The 5,313-nt window shown below is 58.3% G+C and carries 2 protein-coding genes and 2 pseudogenes; 3 read left to right on the top strand and 1 reads right to left on the bottom strand.

Annotated elements, in window-relative coordinates:
• Positions 1 to 161: pseudogene (locus EN781_RS24910) on the top strand (beta-ACP synthase); the annotation flags it as partial.
• Positions 162 to 929: 768 nt separating this feature from the next.
• Positions 930 to 1,973 (top strand): annotated as a pseudogene (gene nifA, locus EN781_RS24905) (nif-specific transcriptional activator NifA); the annotation flags it as partial.
• 193 nt (positions 1,974 to 2,166) lie between these two features.
• Here nifA and EN781_RS34885 read toward each other — a convergent pair.
• The gene (locus EN781_RS34885; RefSeq protein WP_210213497.1) at positions 2,167 to 2,520 is read right to left on the bottom strand and encodes a hypothetical protein; all 354 of its coding nucleotides are present in this window, start codon (positions 2,518 to 2,520) and stop codon (positions 2,167 to 2,169) included.
• Here EN781_RS34885 and EN781_RS24900 point away from each other — a divergent pair.
• Positions 2,513 to 5,313: autotransporter serine protease (locus EN781_RS24900; RefSeq protein ID WP_210213496.1), on the top strand; the 2,801-nt coding region annotated here is incomplete at its 3' end. The two genes, EN781_RS34885 and EN781_RS24900, sit on opposite strands and share 8 nt — an antisense overlap.

The raw sequence follows: 5,313 nt of genomic DNA, 5'->3' as shown, positions 1-5,313 counted from the left end.
AGGACGTCGTGCCGCCGACCGCCAACTATCGCGAGCCAGATCCCGCTTGCGACCTCGACATCACACCCAATGTGCCGCGCGAGCGCAAGGTGCGCGTCGCCATGAGCAACGCCTTCGCCATGGGCGGTACGAACGCAGTTCTGGCATTCAGGCAGGTGTAGAAGCCATGCAAGACGCATCATTTGAGGTCACCTGTCGTATCTAGCTGCTGAGGGGCGGGGCATTGTGAAACAGGGGGAGCTGTGTGGCCCCTCTTTCTCGGCTCGACGATGTGGAAGGAGCCTGTGCGGCGAAACGGGCCGACGCCCTCAGGCCCAGAACTTGGGCGAAACCAACTCCCACCAAAGCACAGCCGCTTTAGTAGCCGAACAATGAAGCCTCGCTCGACGAGCCGCCGCCTCTACTGTCAGCGGCATCACGCGGTTGAAGCGAACAGCGCAGCGGCTACTGTTTCCCGCACAACTCGGATGGCAATTGGGACAAGTCCGCACATGTCGTCACGTACGCTGAACGCCGCAGGTACAGCCAAATTGGGGGCGGAGCGTTTCTGCCGTTTTGATAGAATTCTATCAAACTGACAATTTTCCTTGCACGAATGCAAGGAGAGCTCGATTGACTCCCCTCCTTTCTTGTCAAGGATGGGTTTGCAGGCTGCGGTGCGGCAGAAGCCGGACAGAACGGCGACCGGTCGAGTAAAGGCCTGCGCAAACAAGCGCGCATATTGCGGGCGCCCGCACGGAGGAGAAGACGCTCGTCCTGGTGAAAGACAACGATGCTCAGGCGCCATTGCCATTTGCCGAGGGCGTCCGCGCGCCGGAAATTTCGAGGCACAAAGGTGAGATCGAGAATGATAATGACGAAAAACAACACAGCTCACCGTCAAGTGCAGTTCCACCGGCGGGTGGCGGAGTGGGATGGGCTGCCAAATGGAGCGTAAAAAGATCAGCAAGGAGATGCTTGGCGATAGTCTGGCGCTGCGCAAGCTGCGTGAGCACCTTGTCAAGGTGGCCAAGGCGAAGACTACGGTCATGTTGCGAGGTGAATCCGGAACCGGCAAGGAGCTGGTTGCCAAAGCCATTCACGAACTCTCGCCTCGCGCCAAGCAGCCCTTCATCAAGGTCAATTGCGCGGCGCTCACCGAGACGCTTCTGGAATCTGACTTGTTCGGTCATGAGAAGGGTTCCTTCACCGACGCGATCAATTTGCGCAAGGGGCGCTTTGAGGCTGCCGACAAAGGCACATTGTTTCTGGACGAGATTGGCGAAATATCGGGCTCGTTCCAGGCTAAGCTGCTGCGTGTCCTGCAGGAGCAGGAGTTTGAGCGTGTCGGCAGCAACCACACCATTAAAGTCGATGTTCGCGTGATTGCCGCAACCAACAGGGACTTGGAAAAGGCAGTTCAACGCAAGGAGTTCCGGCAAGACCTCTATTACCGCATCAGCGTCGTCACTTTACGCGTGCCGGCATTGCGCGAAAGGCGAGGTGATATTCCGCTCTTGGCCGCTCAGTTTCTCAAGAATTTCAATACTGAGAATGATCACACGCTGACCTTCGCTCCCGAAGCGATTGAGGTGCTAATGAATTGCGAATTTCCAGGCAACATCCGAGAGCTCGAAAACTGCGTTCAACGGACGGCAGTTCTGGCGACGGGTCCATCAATCCTCAGAACTGACTTTGCCTGTTGCGTGGGTGAGTGCTTGGCCGCGGCGCTGTGGAAGAACGGACCGCCGACGTCAGAGAACTCGACTACGATCGAGCCTTCCGCCGCCCGTGCCGCCCCGCCCGTCGGCGACGGGCAAGCGCCGATAGGCCCTGCCACGACTCGTGGTAGGGTGCCCGATGCCGATACGGTCATTGCCGCCATGGAAAAGTGTGGCTGGGTGCAGGCAAAGGCGGCGCGCCTGCTCGGTTTGACCCCGCGCCAGATCGGCTACGTGCTGAGAAAACACGGCATCGAGATCAAGCGTCTCTGAAACAACCCGCCGAGCAAGAGCTGGAGCAGGTCAAGCATTGGTGCTCTGGCGCCGAGCCCATCGGCCACCTTACGAACGTGGGTGTGAACAGCGCTGCCAAGATTCCGGCCGTGTGCTTTCTACCACCAGTCGTACTGGGGCTCTGCGGCTGACAAAACTAAGAAGGAGGAATCCTATGGCTAGTAACTTCGCTCTACACCGCAAGGGCAAATCCAATCCGACGTGCCTGAAATCCAGAAATAATCGATGTATCATTGGTGACACGCCAGCATGCGTAGAGGCGACGCGCAGATCTCCGCTGGCGGGACCTGGTCGATACATAAGCTGATCGCTTGCCGCTCGATATCGCGCCAATCTGATCTGAAAGAAATAAGTAGTTTTGGGAATAGGGATTAAGCATGCCAACGCGCTTCAGAACGATCAAATTGTTTTTAGCAACAACGGCGCTCTTCGCACCAAATCTGTCCTTGGCCCAGGAATCAGTCGCGTCGCCTGCGCCGGTGGCAGATGCCGAATATTCCAGAAATTGGGGCCTGAGTATGATCAACGCCCTGCCCGCCTACCTTAAAGGCTATACGGGCAAGGGCGTCGTCGTTGCGATTGTGGATACAGGACTGGATATCAACCATCCCGAATTCGTGGCGCGCATTTCGAAGGCGCTGCACAACTTCGGGACGGATAAACGCTTGGCTGACGTCAGCCATTCTGTCGACAAAGACGGTGTGCCTGACGGACACGGGACCCATGTGGCGGGGATAATCGGCGCCGCGCGCGACGGCACGGGCATGCAGGGCGTGGCCTATGAATCGACAGTATTGCCCCTTCGAGCAGTGGATATCGGCGACCCAGATGATCCCGAGATGGACCCGACCAATGAAGCGATCGAATACGCGATTGGTGCGGGAGCTGGCGTGCTCAATGGGAGCTACGGGCCAGGCCTGTTGCTGGGGCGGTATCTCAAGGACGAGAACGGCCAACTGAAACTCGATGGCAAGGGATATGCCATCGATAATAAAAACTATGAGATTCTCGACTATCAGGCCATCTATGATGATCCGAGCAATCTCGTCGATACCTACAATACGTTGAAGAAGGCGGCTAAGGCGGACATCGTGCTCGTCTTCGCCGCCGGTAATGATGCCAGTACCGACGACCAACCCGGCGCTGCTTCGGCGATTCCCAGCGGCATCGGCACGTTGCCGTTAATAACGCCAGAAAATACCAAAGATGGAAATCTTTATAAGTTCATCGACACAAACGATCAAACAAACAAAGGTTTCGATTTCAATAACCCAAATACATACAAGATAGTGAGCGGGTCTGATGTCTCGAAGCTCGACTTCTCGGATCTGGCAGGCTCGCTGATAACAGTCGTTGCTGTCGGCAAGGATGGCAAGATTGCCAGCTATAGCAATAGATGCGGAGCCACAGCAGAGTGGTGCCTCGCGGCTCCGGGTGGCGATATTAATGCCGATCCCGATAATCCGATTGATGAGAACGGCATTTATTCTACCTGGCCACAAGGGGATCGGGCGAACAAGAACAACCCGTATAAGTACGAGGAAGGTACTTCCATGGCAACGCCGCATGTTGCTGGCGCGGCGGCAGTGATCCGGTCGGCATTCCCTTACATGAACGCCCGCCAGACCATTGAAACCCTCCTGACAACGACGACCACCAAAGGGTTCGAGGATGAACAAGTCTTCGGCCAGGGTCTGCTCAATCTCGGCGTTGCGATCGAGGGTCCGGGCGAGTTCCGCTACGCCGGCGTCTTCGACGTCGACACCAAAGGCTACTCCTCGATCTGGTCGAATTCAATCTCGGGCGCCGGAGACCTGACGAAGCGCGGCGAAGGAGCGCTGATCCTGTCCGGCGAAAACAGCTACAGCGGGCCGACCAAGGTGCTTGGAGGCATACTCGCCGTCGATGGCCGCATTGTTTCGAAGGTAGGCGTCTCGGCTACTGGTACCCTTACGGGTATCGGTGCAGTCGGCTCTCTTACGGTTGGCGCAGGCGGCACCGTCGCTCCTGGCAGCGTGCTCGATCCAAGCAAGGGGGTTGCAGTGCTCACCGTCAACGGTGACTTCGTGCAGCAGGCCGGGTCGACCTATTTGGCGGGTATCGCACCGAGCAAGGCTTCAGATCTCATCGACGTTGCCGGCAGTGCCGCCATCAACAAGGGAGCGAGCGTCAACCTGGTGCGTGAAGGTGCCGGGCATTTCTCAGTCGATACCCGCTACACGCTTCTGACCGCCGCTGGCGGCGTGATCGGGACCTACGGCGGGCTGACAGGAGGCCTCTTTACAGACTCGCCCTTCGTCGATTTCGAACTCGCTTATGACCCGACCAACGTCTATCTCGACGTCGATCGCAATTCTGTCACCTTTGCCGATGTCGGCAATACCTTCAATCAGCGATCCGTGGGCGCGGCTGCGGAAGCCCTTGGTTCCGGCAACACGATCCACGACAACATCCTCTTCCTGACGGGACAGGGATCCCGCAACGCATTCGATCAGCTTTCGGGCGAGATCCATGCTTCCGTTCACAGCGCCTTTGTCGAAGACAGCCATTTCGTCCGTGACGCCGCCGGCGATCGCATTCGCGCAGCGTTCGCAGGCGTGGGCGCATCAACCGTGCCGGTCATGGCATATGGACCGGAAGGCCCGGAACTGGCTCCCGCGACCAGCGAAAACTTCGCCGTCTGGGGCAGCGGTTTCGGCGCCTGGGGACATTTGGACGGAGACGGCAACGCTGCTCGCCTCGACCGCTCGACGGGAGGCTTTATTGCAGGCGGCGATGCGGCCATCGGCGAAAGCTGGCGGCTCGGGCTTCTTGCCGGTTATAGCCATACGTCCATCCATGTGGATGATCGCGCCTCCTCCGGCTCAGGCAACAATTATCACCTCGGGATCTACGCTAGCACGCAGCGTGGCCCTCACAGCTTCCGTTCCGGCCTTGCCTATACGTGGAACCGCATCGAGACCGGCAGGTCGGTGGCGTTTCCGGGCTTCTCCGACAGCCTTTCGGCCGATTACCATGCCGGCACGTTCCAGGCTTTCGGCGAACTCGGCTCTCGACTGGATACAGCTTCCGTATCTTTCGAGCCCTATGCGAACCTAGCCTATGTGAACTTCAACGCGGATGGCTTCACAGAGCATGGCGGTGCCGCTGCGCTTTCCGGAAAAGACCGGTCGAGCGACACGACATTCACCACGATAGGGCTGCGCGCCTCGACCGCTTTCCCGCTTGGTTCCGTCAATACAACCGCCCGTGGCGGTATCGGCTGGCGTCATGCGTTCGGCGATGTGGTGCCTGAAACGGCGCTTGCCTTCACAGGGGG

Source organism: Mesorhizobium sp. M4A.F.Ca.ET.090.04.2.1 (genome assembly GCF_003999085.1).
In the GTDB taxonomy this organism is placed as follows: domain Bacteria; phylum Pseudomonadota; class Alphaproteobacteria; order Rhizobiales; family Rhizobiaceae; genus Mesorhizobium.
The sequence above is the reverse complement of the archived record's forward strand: the minus strand, read 5'-3'. Positions and strand labels throughout refer to the sequence as shown.